Raw genomic sequence first — 18,163 nt, 5'->3', positions numbered from 1 at the left:
GTTGCCTCCTCTGTCGTGCGCACCGGGTACCCGAGGGCGGCCCCGCGTAATCGCGGCCGCGCTCGCACGTGGCGGCTGCGGTGATCGTCACGTACGCCACCGACCTGCAGCTGCTGGGCTGCTCGGGTCAGGCGACCACGCTCTCCACGCGGACGACCGGCGGGATGGCGAGCATGAGCAGGCCGGTCAGGCCGATCCAGGCGACCATGCTGTAGGCGCCCGGCAGCCCGACCCAGGTGTGCAGCAGCGGGAGGATTCCGAGCACGGCCAGCCCCGCCGACCACCTGGGCAGGACGCCGGTGCGCCACACGACATAGGCGGTCGCGAAAACCAGTGCGGCCGAACCGATGTGACTGTAGTGGTAGAGCCACACCGCCAGCGTCAGGAACGGTGGCGCGTGGTCGATCAGCGTGACGTCGGACGACCGGGCGATCGCCGCCGGGACGGCCACCTCGGCCGCCAGCCCGGCGGCGGTCAGCGCGATGAACATCGTGCCGCCGACGACCGCCGTGTACACCGCGCCGGTCGGGCCGGCCGCCGACCGCAACAGCGACAGCAGCACCCCGAGGAACGCCAGGCCGAACAGCAGGTGCAGCAGCGGCACGGTGCCGTTGGCTGTGACGAAGGACGCCGCGTCGGCGAAGTAGGCGCTCGCCTGGTCAGGGGTCCTCGGCCGCTCCGGCGAGCCGGCGAGGTAGGCGGGAATCGCGGCGCCTGCGCTGATCAGACCGCACACGCCGCCGATCCGGATGGTGCCGCTGCCCATGTCTGGTCCCCTCTCAGTCGAACAGTCCGGCCTGGCCCAGTCCGGTGACGCCGCTGGGCGGGGTCAGGCCGAGGTGCGTCCAGGCCGACGCGGTGGCGACGCGGCCACGCGGGGTGCGCGCGATCATCCCCGCACGCACCAGGAACGGTTCGCACACCTCCTCGACCGTGGTGGCCTCCTCCCCGACCGCGACCGCCAGCGTCGAGACACCGACCGGTCCGCCGCCGAAGCTGCGGGTCAACGCCGACAGCACCGCACGGTCGAGCCGGTCGAGCCCCAGTTCGTCGACGTCGTAGACCTCCAGTGCGGCCTTGGCGATGTCGCGGGTGATGACGCCGTCGGCCCGCACCTCGGCGTAGTCGCGCACCCGGCGCAGCAGCCGGTTGGCGATGCGGGGCGTGCCACGCGAGCGCCGGGCGATCTCCGCGCCCGCCTCGGCACCGAGGTGGATCCCGAGGATGCCCGCCGACCGGGCCAGCACCCGTTCGAGTTCGGCCGGCTCGTAGAAGTCCATGTGCGCGGTGAAGCCGAACCGGTCGCGCAGCGGGCCGGTCAGCGCACCCGACCGGGTGGTGGCGCCCACCAGGGTGAAGGGCGCGACCTCGAGCGGGATCGACGTGGCGCCAGGACCTTTGCCGACGACGACGTCGACCCGGAAGTCCTCCATCGCGAGGTAGAGCATCTCCTCGGCGGGCCGGGCGATCCGGTGGATCTCGTCGATGAACAGCACGTCACCCTCGACGAGGTTCGACAGCATCGCCGCCAGATCCCCGGCGCGTTCGAGCGCCGGACCCGAGGTCACCCGCAGCGACGACGAGAGTTCGGCGGCGATGATCATCGCCAGCGACGTCTTACCCAGACCCGGCGGACCGGACAGCAGGATGTGGTCGGGGGTGCCGCCGCGGTTCTTGGCGCCCTCGAGCACCAGCTGCAGCTGTTCACGCACGCGTGGCTGGCCGATGAATTCCCCCAGCGACCGGGGCCGCAGGCTGGCGTCGATGTCGCCCTCGCCGACGGTCAGTGCGGGTGAGACGTCACGGTCGTCGGCTTCGGGTTCTTCGGCGCCGGACTCGTCGAATCTGCCCATATCAGGTCTGCTCTTCGCGCAAGCGGCTCATCGCTGGCTACTTCTTCCCGAGCATCGACAGCGCCGCGCGCAGCGCACTCGACGTGGTGGCGTCCGGATCGGCGGCGAGCACCTTGTCGCACGCCTCCTCGGCCTGTTTGGCCGGGAACCCGAGGCCGACGAGGGCTTCGACGACCGGGCCGCGCACGGCGTGGCCGCCGACCGCGCTCGCCACCGCGCCGGTGCCCGTCACCGGGCCGATCTTGTCGCGCAGTTCGAGCACCATCCGCTCGGCGCCGCGCTTGCCGATGCCGGGCACACGGGTCAACGCGGTGATGTCGCCGTCGGCCAGCGCCTGGCGCAGGGCCGGGGCGTCGTAGACGGCCAGCGTCGCCAACGCGATCTTCGGGCCCACACCGGACACCCCCAGCAGTGTGCCGAACAGGTCGCGGGACTCGCCGTCGGCGAACCCGTACAGCGTCATCGAGTCCTCGCGCACGATCATCGCGGTGACGAGGCGCGACTCCGCGCCGCGGCGCAGCGTGGCCAGCGTCGACGGGGTGGCCATCACCTTGTAGCCGACACCGGCGGCCTCGATCACCGCGTGGTCGAGCGCGATGTCGATGACCTCACCGCGCACCGAGGCGATCATCTCGCCGCCTTGAGCTTGGCCCGGTACGTGCGGCGCTGTTCGGCGGCCAGCTTCTCCGCGGCGGCCATCCGGGCGATCATGGGGGCGCGCCAGCAGTGGCAGATCGCCAGCGCCAATGCGTCGGCGGCGTCCGCCGGCGTGGGCTTCGCCTGCAGCGCAAGGATTCTCGTCACCATTTCGGTCACCTGAGCTTTGTCGGCGCGACCGTTGCCGGTGACCGCGGCCTTCACCTCGCTGGGCGTGTGGAAGTGCACGTCGATCTCACGTCTGGCGGCGGCCAGCGCGATCACCCCACCGGCCTGCGCCGTACCCATCGCGGTGGAGGCGTTGTGGTTGGAGAACACCCGCTCGATCGCGATGACGTCGGGCCGGTGGGTGTCCATCCAGTGCTCGACCGTGTCGCTGATGAGGAGCAGCCTGCGGTGCAGTTGCTCGTCGGAGGGGGTCCGCACCACGTCGACGTCGAGCGCGATGACCTGGCGACCGCGCCCGCTCTCGATGACCGAGAGCCCGCAACGCGTCAACCCGGGATCGACTCCCATCACCCGCACGGCAAGCCCCTTCGTGAGAACACGTGTTCGACAACCCTAGCGGGCCTCCCGCGCGGGCACCGGCAGACACACCGCTCAGGTGTACGGACGCAGATCTTGCGGCGGTGCGCCCGGCGCGGGCACCACCCCGGCGACGCGGATGCCGTCGACGATCTCGGCGATCCGCCGCCCCGAGGCGCGCCACCCCTTGATCCTCTCCTCCGCGACGTCCTCGCCCTCACGGGTGACCACGACCTTCCACGGCACCCCGCACAGCTTTCCCAGCGCCCAGAACGGCCACGCCAGCACCAACGGCAGCGCGATCACGAACAGCAGCAGGCCGAACCAGTCGTTGCCCCAGTTGAGCATGTCCAGGCGGTCGAGCAGCGGCATCCAGCGTCGGCGCACGCGCCACCGCGCCCCGTTCGCGTCCTTGAGTTCCGGCACGGTCAGATCACGAACCGTCCGGACCGGGCGCCCTGTGAGATCTCCCACGCCAGTTCGGCGATGCGCCCTCCGGACCGCCGCCACCCGCGGACGAGTTCGCGACTCGCCTCCTCGCCGTCGCGTTCGACGATGATCGTCCACCGCGCGCCCAGCCACTTGGTCGCGAGCCAGAACGGCCAGAGCACCAGGAATGGCAGTGCCAGCAGGAGTCCGAACAGATCGAGGGTGAGATCGAACACGCCGGGGAACGGCCACCACTGTCGGTGCACCGACCACGCCGTCCCGTTCGGATCCGTGACCGCAGCCATGGCGTCATCTTGTCCGATCCGAGTCGATCCGTGCGACATATGAGTGCGCGGTCATATGACGCGTCGCGCCGACGCCGCTACCGTCGGGACGGTCCGTCGAACCCGAGCTGTGGAGCAGATGCCCCCGATGCCCGAAGAGACCGAACTCCGATCCGCCACCGATCTCGCCGTCACCCTCAGCTGGGTGGCCGGCGCCGTCGTCGCCGCCTACCTGCTGGGCATCGTGCTCACCTGGGTGTTGTCGCGGGTGGCACGCCGAAGCCACATCGTCAAGGACGTCGAGGTGTGCACGCGGCTGCCGATCCGGGCCATCCTGATGGTGGTGGCGGCGACGATCGCGGTGCAGCGCACCGCCGATCCGGCGACGGCCTGGCGCGGCTGGGTGGACCACGCCCTGGTCATCGCGCTCATCGCGACGGTCACGTGGCTGGTGACCGGGCTGGTGAATGTCGCCGAGCGCCAGGTCATCTCACGCTTCGGCGGCGGTGACGCCGGGTTGACCGACGCCGACCGGCACCGCAGGAGGGTGCGCACCCAGGTGACGGTGCTGCGACGGCTGGCGGTCGCGATCGTCGTCGTCCTCGGGTCCGCCGCGATCCTCATGACGTTCCCGGCGTTCAGCGACATCGGCACCACGCTGTTCGCCTCGGCCGGTGTGTTGTCGGTGGTCGCGGGCCTGGCCGCGCAGACCTCGCTGGGATCGGTGTTCGCCGGGCTGCAGATCGCGTTCTCCGACGCCATCCGCGTCGGCGACGTGGTGGTGCTCGAAGAGGAGTGGGGGCGTATCGAGGAGATCACCCTGACCTACGTGGTGGTCCGGGTCTGGGATGAACGCCGCCTGGTCCTGCCGTGCACCTACTTCACCACCACCCCGTTCCAGAACTGGACGCGCAGCGCCACCGAGATCATGGGCACCGTCGAGTTGGACGTCGACTTCTCCGTGCCCTTCGACGACATGCGCGCCGAGTTGGACCGCCTGCTGGCACAAAGCGACCAGTGGGACGGCCGCAGCGGCGTCCTGCAGGTCACCGATGCGGTCGGCGGGTTCGTGCGGGTGCGGGTCCTGGTCAGCGCCCCCGACGCGAGCGCGCTGTGGGATCTGCAGTGCGCGGTGCGCGAGGGGCTGGTCGACTGGATCCGGCGCACCCACGGCACCGCGCCGCGGTACCGGCTGGAGACCAGCCGGCCGGCGCCGCGGCGCGACGACACCACCGGTGGCGAGACCCGACGGGTGGGCTCGGCGGTGTTCTCCGGCAGCCCGGAGGCCGACGCCCGCGCCCGCGACTTCGCGGAGTCCAACGGGCACGGCCGCGACTGAACGTCAGAACGACGAGTGCGGCGCCCCGATCCCCGGGTCGATCTTCACCGGCCCCGCCGCCGACGGCGTCACCGGGAAGTCGAAGATGGCTGTCGGGATGTACACCGTCGCACAGGCATTCGGGATGTCGACCACACCGGACAGCCGGCCCTCGATCGGTGCGGCGCCCAGCAGCAGGTAGGCCTGCTCGGGGCTGTAACCGAACTTGGTGAGGTAGTCGATCGCGTGCAGGCAGGCCCGCTGGTAGGCCAGATGCGAGTCCAGGTAACGCTGTTCGCCGTCGAGGGTGACCGACGTGCCCGAGAACGCCAGCCACTCCGAGTACTGCGGATCGGTGTTGCCGGGCATGAAGATCGCGTTCTCGCTGACGCCGTAGGTCTCCATACCGCCGGGGATCACGTCGACGCGCAGATCGATGAACCCGCCCATCTCGATGGCGCCGCAGAAGGTGATCTCACCGTCGCCCTGGGAGAAGTGAAGGTCGCCGACCGACAGGTTCGCACCGTCGACGAACACCGGGTAGAAGATGCGGCTGCCCTTGGTGAGGTTCTTGATGTCCTGGTTGCCGCCGTTCTCGCGCGGCGGCGCGGTGCGCGCCGCCTCGGCGGCGGCGTCGGTGAATGCGTCGCCGGTGAGGCTGCCGAGGATCGCGTCCCGGGGCTCCGGCGACAGTCCGTAGATCCCGTACATCGCCACGATCGGCGAGATGAACGCGAACGCGAATGCGAACGCCGACCACAGTGAGAACTCGCGCCTCAATTCGGTTGGCGCCGAGCCTGTTTGCGCACTGGACGTCATCTGGTCGCCCTTTCGCTGCCCGAAGGACACGCAAGTATGGGCATGACGCGGGCGGCCCGGCATGCCGGACGGCGAAGTGTGGTTTGGGCGCACAGTCACCGGGCATGTGACTGTAGGTGTCTACAGGGTTGCCCGGTCACCCGTCGCCGGCGCCGCCGGCGCCGGACGCCGCCCATAGACTCGCGGCGCCGCCTTATCAGGAAATGAGGATGTCGTGCCCGACACCGACCAGACCGAGTTCCTCGCGGCCCTCGAGGACTGCCTGCACACCGTCGTCCGCGACAGGGTCGCCGAACCGCTGCAGGCGATCGACGAGGGTCTGAGCTCCGTCGCGACACTCTGCGGGTCCGCGGTGCAGTCCGGCGGCAAACGCCTGCGCCCCCGGTTCGCCTACTGGGCGTGGCGGGTGGGCGCCCCGGCCGACGCGGCGCCGCAACCGCTGGTGCTGCTCGCCACCGCGCTGGAGCTGCTGCACGCGGCGATCCTGGTCCACGACGACGTGATCGACGCCTCCGAGGTGCGCCGCGGACAGCCGTCGGTGCGCGCGGCGCTGGCCGACCGGCACTGCACCGATGGGGGGTCGGGTGACGCCAAGGCGTTCGGTGACCACATGGCCCTGCTGATCGGGGATCTGCTGTGGTCGGCGGCCCACGACACGTTCGACGACGCCGTGGCGGGTCTGCCCGAGCGCGCCGCGCGCCGCACGACGCGGGCGTTCCGGACGATGCGGGTGGAGGTGCTGGCCGGTCAGTTGCTGGAGCTTCGGGCACAGGCCGCACGCGACTACCACGCCGACACGGCGGAGAAGATCCTGCGCTACAAGACCAGCGCGTACACCGTCGAGCGCCCGGTCGAACTCGGCCTGGAGCTGGCCGGATCAGCCTCGCCGGGCACGGCCGAGATGCTGCGCGAGTACGCCGGCGCCGTCGGCCAGGCGTTCCAGCTGCGCGACGATCTCGCCGACTTGTTCGGCACGTCCGAGACGCTCGGCAAGCAGACCGGGGACGACATCCGGGCGGGCAAACCCACCGAACTGCTCGGCGCCGCGCTCGAACTGGCGACCGGGCCGCAGGTGGACGCGCTGACCGAGATCGTCGGCGACCCGAGCGCCGATCAGGCCAGGATCGCCGAGGTGCAGCGGATCGTGCTGCGGTGCGGGGCGGCGGACCGGGTGCGACGGCGGATCGCCGATCTGGTCACCACCGCGCACCGCACGATCGCCGATCTGTCGGCCTCGGCGGACGTGACGGCGCTCGCCGGGTTGTCCGAGATGCTCGCCGAATGCACCGAGCTGTCGTTCCTGCCGACGGCCTGAGCGTCGAGGCGGCCTACCCCTCGAGCTGGGCGAGGATCTCGTCGGGGATGTCGGCGTTGGTGTACACGTCCTGCACGTCGTCGCTGTCCTCGAGCGCGTCGACGAGCTTCATCACCTTGCGGGCGCCCTCGGCGTCGAGCGGCACGGTGACCGACGGCTGGAAGCTGGCGTCGGCGGAGTCGTAGTCGATACCGGCGTCCTGCAGCGCGGTGCGCACGGCGACGAGGTCGGTCGGTTCGGAGATGACCTCGAAGCTGTCGCCGAGGTCGTTGACCTCCTCGGCGCCCGCCTCGAGCACCGCCATCAGCACGTCGTCCTCGGAGAGCCCGTTCTTGTCCAGCGTCACCACACCCTTGCGGGAGAACAGGTAGGACACCGAACCGGGGTCGGCCATGTTGCCGCCGTTGCGGGTCATGGCGACGCGCACCTCACCCGCGGCGCGGTTGCGATTGTCGGTGAGGCATTCGATAAGCACGGCGACCCCGTTGGGCCCGTAGCCCTCGTAGGTGATGGTCTGCCAGTCGGCGCCACCGGCCTCTTCGCCGGCACCACGCTTGCGGGCCCGCTCGATGTTGTCGTTGGGGACCGAGCTCTTCTTGGCCTTCTGGATGGCGTCGTACAGCGTCGGGTTACCGCCCGGATCACCGCCGCCGGTACGGGCCGCCACCTCGATGTTCTTGATCAGCTTGGCGAAGTTCTTACCCCTGCGGGCATCGATGATCGCCTTCTTGTGCTTCGTGGTCGCCCACTTGGAATGGCCGCTCATCAGGTGTGAACCTCTCTCCAGTCACGATCTCGCCTGACGAGTCTACGTGGACCGTTGAGCCGACCCGCCGCAGACGTGAGGCGCACTCACTCCCCGGTGACCATGTCGACGAACAGCTTGTGCACGCGCCGGTCCCCCGTCACCTCCGGGTGGAAGGACGTCGCGAGCATGCGGCCCTGCCGGACGGCGACGATGTGCCCGTCGGCACGGCCCAGCACCTCGACATCGGCGCCGATGCGCTCCACCCACGGCGCCCGGATGAACACGGCGTGCACCGGAGAGTCCAGCCCCTCGAACGGGATGTCCCCCTCGAAGGAGTCGACCTGACGCCCGAAAGCGTTGCGCCGCACCGACATGTCGATACCCTTCAACGGGGTGGCCTCCCGCCCGGCGGCCCCGGCGTCGAGGATCTCACTGGCCAGCAGGATCATCCCGGCGCACGAACCGTAGGCCGGCATCCCCTCGGCGAGCCGGGCCCGCAGCGGTTCGAGCAGTTCGAATTCGCGCAGCAGGTGACTCATCGCCGTCGACTCCCCACCGGGGATCACCAGCGCGTCGACGGCCTCGAGTTCGGCCAGCCGGCGCACGGTGACCGCCTCGGCGCCCGCCTCGGTCAGCGCGGCGAGGTGCTCACGGGTGTCGCCCTGCAAAGCGAGCACCCCGACGACGGAGCGAGGCTTGCCCGAGCGAGCATCCGGCACAGGTGTCATGCCCGGCCCGGCGTGAAGTCACGCGGGTAGCGGGTCAACCCTTCCTGCATGACGGCCGCGACCATCTCGCCGTACTGGTTGAACAGCTTGCCCTGGGTCAGTGCCCGCCCGCCGCAGGCCGACGGCGACGACTGGTCGTAGAGCAGCCATTCGTCGGCGCGGAACGGGCGCATGAACCACATCGCGTGGTCGAGCGAGGCGATGTTGAGGTACTTGCGCTCGTCGGGGTGGTTGACCTGGGCCGACCCCAGCAGCGTCAGGTCCGACAGGTAGGCCAGCGCGCAGATGTGCAGCACCGGATCGTCGGGCAGCGGGTCGTGGTGGCGGAACCACACCTGCTGCTGGGACGCCTTACCGGGGATCTGGGGCACCTGGTCGCGGGGCACGATGCGGACGTCCCACTCCGCGAACTGCGCGAAACCGGCGTCGTCGAACGCCTTTCCGGACCGGAACCCGGGCAGGTCGTCGGGCGGTGGCGCCGCGGGCATCGCGTCCTGGTGCTCGATGCCGCTCTGGTCGGTCTGGAACGACGCGGACATCGAGAAGATCGTCTCGCCGTGCTGGATGGCGCTCACCCGGCGGGTGCAGAACGAGCCGCCGTCCCGGATGCGCTCGACGATGTAGACCGACGGTGCGCGGGCATCTCCCGGCCGCAGGAAATAGCCGTGCAGCGAGTGCACCTGGAACTTCGGGTCGACCGTGCGCACTGCGGACACCAGCGACTGGCCGGCCACGTGACCGCCGAACGTGCGCTGCAGGAAGCCCGACTCCGGGCTGAAGACCGCACCGCGGTAGATGTTGATCTCGAGTTGTTCGAGGTCGAGGATCTGCTCGATCGCCATTGTGTCGCTATTACCAGCCGCGCTCGGCGAGCCGGTGCGGCTGGGCGATGTCCTCCACGTTGATGCCGACCATGGCTTCACCCAACCCGCGCGACACCTTGGCCAGCACGTCGGGGTCGTCGTAGAACGTCGTCGCCTTGACGATCGCCGCGGCCCGCTCGGCGGGGTTGCCGGACTTGAAGATTCCCGATCCGACGAACACGCCCTCGGCGCCGAGCTGCATCATCATCGCCGCGTCGGCGGGAGTCGCGATGCCACCGGCGGTGAACAGCGTCACCGGCAGCTTGCCGGCCCGGGCCACCTCGGCGACCAGGTCGTACGGCGCCTGCAGTTCCTTGGCCGCGACGTACAGCTCGTCTTCGGACAGCGAGGTCAGCCGGCGGATCTCGCCGCCGATCTTGCGCATGTGGGTGGTGGCGTTCGACACGTCACCGGTGCCGGCCTCACCCTTGGAGCGGATCATCGCCGCACCCTCGGTGATGCGGCGCAGCGCCTCGCCCAGGTTGGTCGCACCGCACACGAACGGGACGGTGAACTTCCACTTGTCGATGTGGTGGGTGTAGTCGGCGGGGGTCAGCACCTCGGATTCGTCGACGTAGTCCACGCCGAGGCTCTGCAGGATCTGGGCCTCGACGAAGTGTCCGATGCGCGCCTTGGCCATCACGGGAATCGTGACCGCGTCGATGATGCCCTCGATCATGTCGGGGTCGCTCATCCGCGACACCCCGCCCTGGGCGCGGATGTCGGCGGGCACCCGCTCGAGCGCCATCACCGCGACGGCGCCCGCACCTTCGGCGATGCGCGCCTGCTCGGGGGTGACGACGTCCATGATCACGCCGCCCTTGAGCATCTCGGCCATACCGCGCTTCACCCGGGCGGTGCCCGTCTGATGAGCCGAGCCGTTCTGCGTGGCGGCGCCGTTGCTCCGGTCGTCACGCTGCTGCCCTTCGAAACCCACTGTCATCTCCTCCGAATCGCTACTGATCCAGTGTAGTAGCGGCATCAAATCCATTGGATCCGCAATTCAGCGGATCGTCTCCACAGGTCCCGGCGGCGTCGGCCCGTCGGCCAGCTCGTTGGCCCGGACCAGCAGCGCACCCAACTGCTGCGGGTAAACGGTCTCTCCGTCGGCGACCAATTCGTCGATCATTGTCGCATCACACCAGCGGTGCCCGTGAATCGTGCGTCGCTCCAGGGCCGTATGACCACCGAGGGACGGCTCGAACCGTCGGGTGCGGCACACGAAGAACATCTCCTGGCTGCGCAGCACCGATCCGTCGAACTCGAAGACCGCGTCCCGGCGCCACACCGGGCCGATCAGCCGGTCCTGGTCCACCCGCAGACCGGTCTCCTCGGCGACCTCCCGCGCGGCGGCCTGCGCGAGCGTCTCCCCCGCCTCCACCGCCCCGCCGACCGTGAACCACCACCGCGGGGCGTCGGCCAGCGAGGGATCCGACCCGCAGAACAGCAGCACCGCCCCCGACTCGTCGAGCAGCACGACCCGGGCCGAGACACGGCGGCTCAGCGGTTCGATGTCGCGCGAGGAGACCTCGGCGATCTCGAAGTAGGTCGGCAACGCCGCGGTGCCGCCCAGCCGCAGCAGCCGCACCGGTGTGCGTTCGCGCAGCGCGAGGGTGTCGCGCACCGCGTCGTTGTGGAACCGGCGGGCCAGCAGCACCCTGGCCTCGGCGTCGGCGAGTTCGGCCACCAGCGCGACCGGCAGCGATGCCGGATCGACCAGCGCCAACGCCGCCGACAGCTCGTTCTCGGCGGCCTCCCGGGCACTGCGCGGCGCCCGTTCGGCGACGTCGGCGAGTGCGGCCAGCCGTTTACCCTGCGGCCCCCCGGCGTAGGCGTCGACGGCGACCGCGCGGGCCACCACCGCCCGCCGGGCCAGTGCGCCGTCGAGTGCCTGCCAGCTCAGGTCGTAGCGCACGTGCAGCCGGTCGAGCCGGTGCGCGGTCTGGTAAGCCCACGCGCCGACGAGCAGGACGATCACCAGCAGGATCGCCAGCGCGACGATCACGACCCACGTCACGGCGCGACCTGCACCTTCACTCCCGCCCCGGCGACGGTCTCGTAGACCCGCATGATCTGGGCGGCCACCACCGACCAGTCGTAGCGGCCGACAGCTTCGGATGCGGCGGCGACGTAGCGCCCGCGCGCCTCGTCGTCCCCGAGCACCTCGATGAGCCCGGCGGCCAGCGCCTCGGCGTCGTCGACGGTGACCAGCCGGCCCGCCGTGCCGTCGCGCAGCACCCGCCGGAACGCGTCGAGATCGCTGGCCACGACCGCGGTTCCGGCGGCCATCGCCTCCACGAGCACGATGCCGAAACTCTCCCCGCCGGTGTTGGGCGCGCAGTACACGTCGGCGCTGCGCATCGCCGACGCCTTGACCGCGTCGTCGACCTGTCCCATGAAGCACAGGTGTGACGCCAGCGGGCCGGCCTGCTGCCGCAGCTCGTCCTCGTCCCCGCGGCCGACGATGAGGATCTCCACGTCCGGGTACCGCGCCACCACGGCGGGCAGCGCCCCCAGCAGTACGGCCATCCCCTTGCGCGGCTCGTCGTACCGGCCCAGGAACAGCACCGTGCGCCCCGGCCGCGGATAACCGTCGAGGCGGGGCGCGTCGGCGAAGAACGCGACGTCGACGCCGTTGGGGATCTCGACCGCGTCGGAACCCAGCGCCTCCATCTGCCAACGCCGCGCCAGGTCCGACACGGCGATGCGACCGACGATCTTCTCGTGGTACGGGCGCAGGATGCCCTGAAACACCGACAGCGTCAGCGATTTCGTGGTCGAGGTGTGGAAGGTCGCGACGATCGGACCCTGCGCGGCCTGCAACGCCAGCATCGACAGGCTCGGCGCGTTCGGCTCGTGCAGATGCAGCACGTCGAATTCGCCCTGCGCGAGCCACTTCTTGACCAGGCGGTGCGTGGCGGGGCCGAACCGCAGCCGGGCCACCGACCCGTTGTAGGGAATGGGCACCGCGCGCCCGCCCGAGACCACGTAGTCGGGCAGGTCGACGTGCGGTGAGGACGGCGCCAGCACGCTCACCTCGTGGCCGCGTTCGCGCATCACCTCCGCCAACTGCAGCACATGGGACTGCACCCCGCCCGGCACGTCGAACGAGTACGGGCACACCATGCCGATGCGCATCGTCAACCGGCCCCGGCCAGCCGGGCGCGGCGCGCGTCGGAGAGGTCGGCGATCCACTGCGGCTGCATCATGTGCCAGTCCTCGGGATGTTCGGCGATGTTGACCGCGAACCGGTCGGCCAGCGCCTGCGTGACCACCCCGACGTCCCCACTCGCGGTGTCCAGCGGTGCGAAGACCCGCATCCCCCAGCCGTCGCCGTCGAACCAGCAGTGCACCGGCAGCAGCGCCGCACCCGTCTCGCAGGCCAGCTTGGCCGGGCCGGCGGGCATGCGGGTCGGTTCGCCGAAGAAGTCGACCCCCACTCCCTGGCGGGTCAGATCGCGCTCGGCCATCAGGCACACCACCCGGTTGGCGCGCAACCGCTCCCGCAGCAGCTCGTAGGGCGGGCGCTCACCGCCGGACAGCGGGATGACCTCGAAGCCGAGGCTCTCGCGGTAGGCGACGAACCGATTGAACAGCGACTCCGGGCGCAACCGTTCGGCCACCGTGGTGAACGTGCCGTGGTTCTGGACCAGCCAGACCCCGGCCATGTCCCAGTTTCCGCTGTGCGGCAGCGCGATCACGGCGCCGCGGCCCGCGTCGAGAGCGTCCCAGACGTGGCCGATACCGTCGACGGACAGTTCGCGTCCCAGTCTGCGGTGGTCCATCGTCGGCAGCCGGAACGCTTCGCGCCAGTAGCGGGCGTAGGAGGCCAGCGACGCGCGCATCAGCTCGTCGGGCACGTCGGCCGGTGCGGCGCCGATGACCCGGGCGAGGTTCTTACGCAGCTGCCCGGGGCCGCCGTTGCGGGCCGAGTACCACGCTCCGGCGTCGAATGCGTTGCGCGCCACGACTTCCGGCACGGCCCGCACCACCCGCCAGCCGGCGGCGTACCCCCAGTCCGTCAGGTGGTCGGTGCCGGGCAACCAGCCGCCGAGTGCGGTCACTGGTCGTCCGCCGCCGGCTTCTCTTCACCCTTGGGCTCGAGCTTGTCCATCGCGCCCGGTGAGGTGCGCACGGTGTGCAGCCGCTGCAGCACCGTGACCACGCTGGCCACGGCCAGGATCCACATGGCCACGTGGATGAGCCACGGGATGTGCAGGAACCACACCCCGGACAGGCCGGTGCCGGTCAGCACGATCACCAGCCGTTCGGGGCGTTCGATGAAGCCGCCGTCGCCGCGCAGCCCGCTGGCCTCCGCCCGGGCCTTGATGTAGGAGATGACCTGCGAGGTGATCAGGCAGATCAGCGTGGCCACCACCAGCGCCGGACTGTCCATGCCGAAGGCCGCCCACCACAGCAGACCCGCGAAGATCGCGCCGTCGGCGATCCGGTCGCAGGCCGCGTCGAGGACGGCTCCGAACCTCGTGCCCCCGCCCCGTTCGCGGGCCATGGTGCCGTCGAGCATGTCCGCCAGCACGAACACGGCCACCGCGAAGGCGCCCCACCACAGCTGCCCGATCGGGAACAGCGTCAGCGCGGCCAACACCGTGCCCGCGGTGCCCAGGATCGTGATGCTGTCGGGGGTGAAGCCCACCCGCAGGGCCGCTCTGGCCACGGGGCGCGCCAGTTTGGCGTAGGCGGCCCGGGTCATCAGGTAGACGTTGCTCACTGTTCCAAACCCCCGTCGCTGCGCTCCTGTTTCGCCCACTCGGTGGCGAGCAGTTCGCGCGTCTCACGCAACAGCTGCGGGATCACCTTGGACCCGCCGATGATCGTGATGAAGTTGGCGTCCCCGCCCCACCGCGGCACGACGTGCATGTGCAGATGTTCGGCGAGCGAGCCGCCGGCCGAATGCCCGAGGTTGAGCCCGACGTTGAAGCCGTGCGGACGCGACACCGCCTTGATGACGCGGATCGCCTGCTGTGTGTAGGACATCAGCTCGGCGCTCTCGGCGACGGTGAGGTCCTCGAGTTCCGATACCCGCCGGTACGGCACGACCATCAGGTGACCGGGATTGTAGGGGTACAGGTTGAGCACCGCGTAGACCTGCTCACCGCGGGCCACGACCAGTCCGTCCTCGTCGGCCATGTTGGGGATGTCGGTGAACGGCTGCGACGACTGCGACGAGTCCGAACCCTTCTTCATGGGCGACTCGGCGATGTAGCTCATGCGGTGTGGCGTCCACAGCCGCTGCAGGTTGTCGGGGTCGCCCACACCGTGATCGATGATCGTCCGCTCTTCGCGCAAGCGCTCATCGCCGATCGTCCGCTCTTCGCGCAAGCGCTCATCGCCGATCGTCCGGTCGTCCGGTTCGGTCACGTCGCCGTTCACGTTCCGGCGCCCGCCTTCACCAGTTCGGCGGTGGGGACGGCGTTGCGCCGCTCGGCGATCCAGCTCACGATCGCCTCGACCGCCTCGTCGCGCGGCACCCCGTTGATCTGGGTGCGGTCACCGAAGCGGAAGCTCACCGCGCCCGCGTCGACGTCCTTGTCGCCGGCGAGGAGCATGAACGGCACCCGCTGGTTGGTGTGGTTGACGATCTTCTTGGCCATCCGGTCGTCGCTGCTGTCGACCTCGATGCGCACACCGCGCGAACGCAGTTGCGCGGCAACCTCTTCCAGGTACGGAACGTGTGCGTCGGCGACCGGGATGCCGACCGCCTGCACCGGCGCCAGCCACGCCGGGAACGCCCCGGCGTAATGCTCGGTGAGCACGCCGAAGAACCGCTCGATCGACCCGAACAGCGCGCGGTGGATGAGCACCGGCCGCTGCCGGCTGCCGTCGGCGGCGGTGTACTCCAGCTCGAACCGCTCCGGCATGTTGAAGTCCAGCTGGATCGTCGACATCTGCCAGTTGCGTCCCAGCGCGTCCTTGACCTGCACGGAGATCTTCGGCCCGTAGAACGCGGCGCCGCCCGGATCGGGCACCAGGTCCAGTCCGGAGGACTCGGCCACCTCGCGCAGCGTCTCGGTGGCCTCGTCCCAGATCTCGTCGGAGCCGACGTACTTGTCCGGATCCTTGGTCGACAGTTCCAGGTAGTACTCGTCGAGGCCGTAGTCGGCCAGCAGGTCGAGCACGAACTGCAGCAGCGAGGTCAGCTCGTCGCGCATCTGCTCGCGGGTGGCGTAGATGTGCGCGTCGTCCTGCGTCATACCGCGCACCCGGGTCAGACCGTGCACCACACCGGACTTCTCGTAGCGGTACACCGACCCGAACTCGAAGAGCCGCAACGGGAGTTCGCGGTACGAGCGTCCCCGCGAGCGGTAGATCAGGTGGTGCATCGGGCAGTTCATCGGCTTGAGGTAGTAGTTCTGCCCGGGTTTGCGCACCGCGCCGTCCGCGTCGAACTCCGCGTCGATGTGCATCGCCGGGAACATCCCGTCGGCGTACCACTCGAGGTGCCCGGAGGTGACGTAGAGCTGCTCCTTGGTGATGTGCGGGGTGTTGACGAACTCGTAACCGGCCTCGAGGTGCTTGGCTCGCGAATAGTCCTCGAGTTCCTTGCGGACGATGCCGCCCTTGGGGTGGAAGACCGGCAGACCGGACCCGAGTTCGTCCGGAAAGCTGAACAGGTCGAGTTCGACACCGAGCTTGCGGTGGTCGCGGCGCTGCGCCTCCTCGATGAGCTCGAGGTGACGGTCGAGCGCCTCCTGCGACTCCCAGGCCGTCCCGTAGATGCGCTGCAGGCTGGCGTTGGCCTGATCGCCGCGCCAGTAGGCCGCCGAACTGCGGGTCAGCTTGAACGCCGGGATGTATTTGGTCGTCGGGATGTGGGGGCCGCGGCACAGGTCACCCCAGACCCGTTCGCGCGTGCGGGGATTGAGGTTGTCGTACGCGGTCAGCTCGTCACCGCCGACCTCCATCACCTCCGGGTCGCCCGACTTGTCGTCGACCAGTTCGAGTTTGTACGGCTCGCCGGAGAGCTCCTCGCGCGCGACGTCCTTGGACTCGTAGACCCGCCGGGAGAACAGCTGGCCGTCCTTGACGATCTGGCGCATCTTCTTCTCGAGCGCCTCGAGGTCCTCGGGCGTGAACGCCTGCGGGACGTCGAAGTCGTAGTAGAAGCCGTCGGTGATCGGCGGACCGATGCCCAGTTTCGCCTCGGGGAAGAGGTTCTGCACCGCCTGCGCCAGGACGTGCGCCGCGGAATGGCGGATCACACTGCGGCCGTCCTCGGTGTCGGCGGCGACCGGGACGACCTCGACGTCGGTGTCGGGCGCCCACGCCAGGTCGCGCAGCCTGCCCTCGGCGTCGCGCACCACCACGATCGCGTCGGGCGCACCGCGGCCCGGCAGCCCCGCGTCACGCACCGCCGCCCCGGCGGTCGTCCCGGCAGCGACCCGGATCGGGGCTGCGGGGGCTGGGCTGGCGGCGGCGCTCATCGGTGACTCTTTCCGGTGGGTCGGGGACGGTCGATCGCGACCATGCTATCGGTGCGACCGGCAGTTCCTTGAGCGTGCTACGACGATCCGGAGCCCAACCCGAACGGACTGTTCAGCCACTCGTGCTCGATGCCGAAGATCCGGGCGACCCAGTCCACGGCGCCGAGCAGCCACAGCGTCGTGAACACGACGAGCGCGGTGAGCAGGCCGCCGAGGACCTGGATGATCGCGTGCTGGCCGTGGAACCAGTCCATCACCCGGTCGTAACGTTCCCGGGCATAGCCCAGTAGGCGTTTGGCCCAGTCGAACTCGGTGGCCAGGATGCCCAGGCCGATGAACACGATCGCCCAGCCCGGTCCCGGGTAGGGAATCGCCAGGACGCCGAGCCCCAGCACCACGAGGCCGATCACGCCGACGGCGACGCGGTAGAAGAACTCGACCCGCGGCCGGCGGCGCAGCCCGTCACGCCAGCTCTTCCAGCTGTCCTTGATCCGCGACCAGCGCGACGGGTCCTCGGTGTCGTTCTCGGTCACGGCTGCCCCGGGTTGAGTCGGACGAACAATGCCTCGGCGTCGGCGAGCAAGGTGTCGCCGTCGAGAAGCCGGCCTTCGACGAAGATCTTGCGCCCCTCGATCCGGTCGATGCCGGCTTCGACGCGCAACGTCTTCTCCACCGGCGCGATGGTGCGGTAGTTCACGTGCAGGAAGGCGGTGCGTTGGAACCGGCTCTGGGTGAGTTTGTAGGTGGTGTAGCCGAGCACCGAGTCGAACAGCAGGGCCACCGCGCCGCCGTGCGCGGCCCCGTTGCGGCCCAGGTGGTAGCGGCGGAAGGTGGCCTCCCCGGCGATCCGGCCGTCGTCGGTCTTGGCCAGGAACATCGGCACCTGCAGGATGTTGCCGCGGTTGGGCAGGTCCAGCCGCCGCCCAGAGGGCGACGTCCACTCGTCGGCGCGGTACGGCTCGAGAAGACCGGTGACCTTCTCGATCAGCCCGGCCGCCTCGGTGACCACCTCATCGGGTGCGTCGGCCGCGCGGGCGAGGTCCTGCAGCTCCCGGACCGCCTCGACGAACCTGCCGTAGTCGGGTCCGCCGCGGGTGGTCGGTTCCGGAGGGTTGAATCCGCCCCCGTTTCGCGCCTGAGTCGATTCACTCGCCACACCGCTCACCGTATTGGGCGCCCGCG

Annotated in this window: 20 protein-coding genes and 1 pseudogene; 2 read left to right on the top strand and 19 right to left on the bottom strand. The window is 70.0% G+C overall.

Features of this window, described 5'->3' with window-relative positions:
* Positions 1-127: 127 nt before the first annotated feature.
* The 6 genes from AU195_RS22380 to AU195_RS26295 form a co-directional block, all read right to left on the bottom strand.
* The gene (locus tag AU195_RS22380; protein ID WP_059161203.1) at positions 128-766 is read right to left on the bottom strand and encodes a hypothetical protein; all 639 of its coding nucleotides are present in this window, start codon (positions 764-766) and stop codon (positions 128-130) included.
* 13 nt (positions 767-779) lie between these two features.
* Positions 780-1,853, bottom strand: a complete 1,074-nt coding sequence (gene ruvB, locus AU195_RS22375; RefSeq protein WP_059161202.1) for a Holliday junction branch migration DNA helicase RuvB — start codon at positions 1,851-1,853, stop codon at positions 780-782.
* Positions 1,854-1,890: 37 nt separating this feature from the next.
* Positions 1,891-2,484 carry a Holliday junction branch migration protein RuvA gene (gene ruvA, locus AU195_RS22370; RefSeq protein WP_059161201.1) on the bottom strand — a complete coding sequence of 198 codons (594 nt, stop codon included), beginning with the start codon at positions 2,482-2,484 and terminating at the stop codon, positions 1,891-1,893.
* Positions 2,481-3,035, bottom strand: coding sequence for a crossover junction endodeoxyribonuclease RuvC (ruvC, locus tag AU195_RS22365; protein ID WP_157531223.1), 555 nt, complete (start codon positions 3,033-3,035; stop codon positions 2,481-2,483). Before ruvC ends, ruvA begins: the two co-directional genes overlap by 4 nt.
* Positions 3,036-3,110: 75 nt before the next feature.
* Positions 3,111-3,461: a hypothetical protein gene (locus AU195_RS26300; protein ID WP_286149452.1), complete on the bottom strand. Its 351-nt coding sequence runs from the start codon at positions 3,459-3,461 to the stop codon at positions 3,111-3,113.
* A gap of 2 nt (positions 3,462-3,463) precedes the next feature.
* Positions 3,464-3,769 carry a hypothetical protein gene (locus AU195_RS26295; RefSeq protein WP_286149451.1) on the bottom strand — a complete coding sequence of 102 codons (306 nt, stop codon included), beginning with the start codon at positions 3,767-3,769 and terminating at the stop codon, positions 3,464-3,466.
* 127 nt (positions 3,770-3,896) lie between these two features.
* On the opposite strand from AU195_RS26295, the gene AU195_RS22355 reads away from it, so the two are divergent.
* Positions 3,897-5,087: a mechanosensitive ion channel family protein gene (locus AU195_RS22355; protein ID WP_059161246.1), complete on the top strand. Its 1,191-nt coding sequence runs from the start codon at positions 3,897-3,899 to the stop codon at positions 5,085-5,087.
* 3 nt (positions 5,088-5,090) lie between these two features.
* On the opposite strand, the pseudogene AU195_RS22350 reads toward AU195_RS22355, so the two are convergent.
* Positions 5,091-5,759, bottom strand: a pseudogene (locus tag AU195_RS22350) (acetamidase/formamidase family protein); the annotation flags it as partial.
* Between the two features lie 340 nt (positions 5,760-6,099).
* Between AU195_RS22350 and AU195_RS22345 the strand changes: the two are divergent.
* On the top strand, positions 6,100-7,200 hold the full coding sequence (locus AU195_RS22345; RefSeq protein ID WP_286149450.1) for a polyprenyl synthetase family protein: 1,101 nt from the start codon (positions 6,100-6,102) through the stop codon (positions 7,198-7,200).
* Between the two features lie 13 nt (positions 7,201-7,213).
* Here AU195_RS22345 and AU195_RS22340 read toward each other — a convergent pair whose 3' ends face one another.
* The 12 genes from AU195_RS22340 to AU195_RS22285 form a co-directional block, all read right to left on the bottom strand.
* Positions 7,214-7,966, bottom strand: a complete 753-nt coding sequence (locus AU195_RS22340) for a YebC/PmpR family DNA-binding transcriptional regulator (protein WP_059161199.1) — start codon at positions 7,964-7,966, stop codon at positions 7,214-7,216.
* An 86-nt stretch (positions 7,967-8,052) separates the two neighbouring features.
* On the bottom strand, positions 8,053-8,676 hold the full coding sequence (gene pdxT / locus AU195_RS22335; RefSeq protein WP_059161198.1) for a pyridoxal 5'-phosphate synthase glutaminase subunit PdxT: 624 nt from the start codon (positions 8,674-8,676) through the stop codon (positions 8,053-8,055).
* Positions 8,673-9,518, bottom strand: coding sequence for an acyl-CoA thioesterase II (tesB, locus tag AU195_RS22330; RefSeq protein ID WP_059161197.1), 846 nt, complete (start codon positions 9,516-9,518; stop codon positions 8,673-8,675). The genes pdxT and tesB overlap by 4 nt, the downstream gene beginning before the upstream one ends.
* Positions 9,519-9,528: 10 nt before the next feature.
* Positions 9,529-10,482: a pyridoxal 5'-phosphate synthase lyase subunit PdxS gene (gene pdxS, locus AU195_RS22325; RefSeq protein WP_059161196.1), complete on the bottom strand. Its 954-nt coding sequence runs from the start codon at positions 10,480-10,482 to the stop codon at positions 9,529-9,531.
* A 60-nt stretch (positions 10,483-10,542) separates the two neighbouring features.
* Entirely contained in the window at positions 10,543-11,556 is a 1,014-nt protein-coding gene (locus AU195_RS22320; protein ID WP_059161195.1) for an NUDIX hydrolase, read from the bottom strand.
* Positions 11,553-12,677: a glycosyltransferase family 4 protein gene (locus AU195_RS22315; RefSeq protein ID WP_059161194.1), complete on the bottom strand. Its 1,125-nt coding sequence runs from the start codon at positions 12,675-12,677 to the stop codon at positions 11,553-11,555. The genes AU195_RS22320 and AU195_RS22315 overlap by 4 nt, the downstream gene beginning before the upstream one ends.
* A gap of 2 nt (positions 12,678-12,679) precedes the next feature.
* Complete coding sequence (locus AU195_RS22310; protein ID WP_059161193.1) at positions 12,680-13,603, bottom strand: phosphatidylinositol mannoside acyltransferase; 924 nt, start codon at positions 13,601-13,603, stop codon at positions 12,680-12,682.
* Positions 13,600-14,268, bottom strand: a complete 669-nt coding sequence (gene pgsA, locus AU195_RS22305; protein ID WP_059161192.1) for a phosphatidylinositol phosphate synthase — start codon at positions 14,266-14,268, stop codon at positions 13,600-13,602. The genes AU195_RS22310 and pgsA overlap by 4 nt, the downstream gene beginning before the upstream one ends.
* Complete coding sequence (locus AU195_RS22300; protein ID WP_059161245.1) at positions 14,265-14,861, bottom strand: ATP adenylyltransferase; 597 nt, start codon at positions 14,859-14,861, stop codon at positions 14,265-14,267. Before AU195_RS22300 ends, pgsA begins: the two co-directional genes overlap by 4 nt.
* A gap of 65 nt (positions 14,862-14,926) precedes the next feature.
* Positions 14,927-16,981, bottom strand: a complete 2,055-nt coding sequence (gene thrS, locus AU195_RS22295; RefSeq protein ID WP_059161191.1) for a threonine--tRNA ligase — start codon at positions 16,979-16,981, stop codon at positions 14,927-14,929.
* A 77-nt stretch (positions 16,982-17,058) separates the two neighbouring features.
* Positions 17,059-17,514 (bottom strand): TIGR02611 family protein, encoded by a 456-nt coding sequence (locus tag AU195_RS22290; RefSeq protein ID WP_082703165.1) that lies wholly within the window; start codon positions 17,512-17,514, stop codon positions 17,059-17,061.
* Entirely contained in the window at positions 17,511-18,137 is a 627-nt protein-coding gene (locus AU195_RS22285; RefSeq protein WP_059161190.1) for a PaaI family thioesterase, read from the bottom strand. Before AU195_RS22285 ends, AU195_RS22290 begins: the two co-directional genes overlap by 4 nt.
* Between the last annotated feature and the right edge of the window lie 26 nt (positions 18,138-18,163).

Origin of the sequence: Mycobacterium sp. IS-1496 (genome assembly GCF_001499995.1) — a bacterium.
GTDB lineage: Bacteria > Actinomycetota > Actinomycetes > Mycobacteriales > Mycobacteriaceae > Mycobacterium.
This window is presented reverse-complemented; position numbering and strand designations above follow the sequence as displayed.

What these genes read in the sequence shown, in the direction of transcription:
- AU195_RS22380 (WP_059161203.1), bottom strand. Translation starts at nt 766, where the DNA reads ATGGGCAGCGGCACCATCCGGATCGGCGGCGTGTGCGGTCTGATCAGC.
- thrS (WP_059161191.1), bottom strand. Translation starts at nt 16,981, where the DNA reads ATGAGCGCCGCCGCCAGCCCAGCCCCCGCAGCCCCGATCCGGGTCGCT.
- ruvA (WP_059161201.1), bottom strand. Translation starts at nt 2,484, where the DNA reads ATGATCGCCTCGGTGCGCGGTGAGGTCATCGACATCGCGCTCGACCAC.
- AU195_RS26295 (WP_286149451.1), bottom strand. Translation starts at nt 3,769, where the DNA reads ATGGCTGCGGTCACGGATCCGAACGGGACGGCGTGGTCGGTGCACCGA.
- AU195_RS22340 (WP_059161199.1), bottom strand. Translation starts at nt 7,966, where the DNA reads ATGAGCGGCCATTCCAAGTGGGCGACCACGAAGCACAAGAAGGCGATC.
- ruvB (WP_059161202.1), bottom strand. Translation starts at nt 1,853, where the DNA reads ATGGGCAGATTCGACGAGTCCGGCGCCGAAGAACCCGAAGCCGACGAC.
- AU195_RS22355 (WP_059161246.1), top strand. Translation starts at nt 3,897, where the DNA reads ATGCCCGAAGAGACCGAACTCCGATCCGCCACCGATCTCGCCGTCACC.
- AU195_RS22315 (WP_059161194.1), bottom strand. Translation starts at nt 12,677, where the DNA reads ATGCGCATCGGCATGGTGTGCCCGTACTCGTTCGACGTGCCGGGCGGG.
- pdxT (WP_059161198.1), bottom strand. Translation starts at nt 8,676, where the DNA reads ATGACACCTGTGCCGGATGCTCGCTCGGGCAAGCCTCGCTCCGTCGTC.
- tesB (WP_059161197.1), bottom strand. Translation starts at nt 9,518, where the DNA reads ATGGCGATCGAGCAGATCCTCGACCTCGAACAACTCGAGATCAACATC.
- pdxS (WP_059161196.1), bottom strand. Translation starts at nt 10,482, where the DNA reads ATGACAGTGGGTTTCGAAGGGCAGCAGCGTGACGACCGGAGCAACGGC.